Source organism: Vibrio sp. 1402 (genome assembly GCF_033340275.1).
Window position 1 is genome coordinate 1 of the sequence record NZ_JAWOWE010000414.1, and the last position, 616, is coordinate 616.

Genomic DNA, 616 nt, shown 5'->3' on the forward strand with positions numbered 1-616 from the left:
GTTGATGTCTAGCAGTTTGAAAGGTGGAGATATGCTCCAAACCATTCGAACAGAGATGGTGGAGAGTGCGCAATCTATGGCGCATGAAAACCAAGAACTGCAACAACTAGATGAAATGTTTAAGCAGACTCATCAAGCTCTTGCTCGTCTTGATAACCGAGCCGTGAAGATCAGTATGCAAGCCTCACAAAGCATTGAATCTGTTAAAATATTAGATAAAACGGCTACCTCTATTTCCCTTCTTGTATCGACTATTCAAGAGATTTCTGACCAAACGAATTTGTTGGCATTAAATGCAGCGATTGAAGCAGCACGAGCCGGTGAAGCAGGCCGTGGATTTGCCGTGGTAGCAGATGAGGTAAGAAACCTTGCTGGCAAAGCCAGCGAAGCCAGTGAGCAGATTGATTCTTTGGTGAACCAAGTACTAACGCAAGTGAACGCGATTAAAACCTCGATTGATGAAAACCAAACTTGTGCTGAGGAAGTGTCTGCCTCTTCTGCGCAGATTGGTTCTATTGTCAACGAAGTGGTTGTGAAATCGGAACACATGCAACAGGTGATCCATATTGCTTCCACACGCGCTTTCTTGGATACGGTCAAACTCGACCACGCCATT

General features: G+C 45.0%; 1 protein-coding gene. It reads left to right on the forward strand.

Features of this window, described 5'->3' with window-relative positions:
- Window positions 1-175 precede the first annotated feature (175 nt).
- Window positions 176-616, forward strand: a 441-nt coding sequence (locus R7044_RS26400) for a methyl-accepting chemotaxis protein (protein WP_405540930.1), incomplete at its 3' end; no start/stop codon positions are given.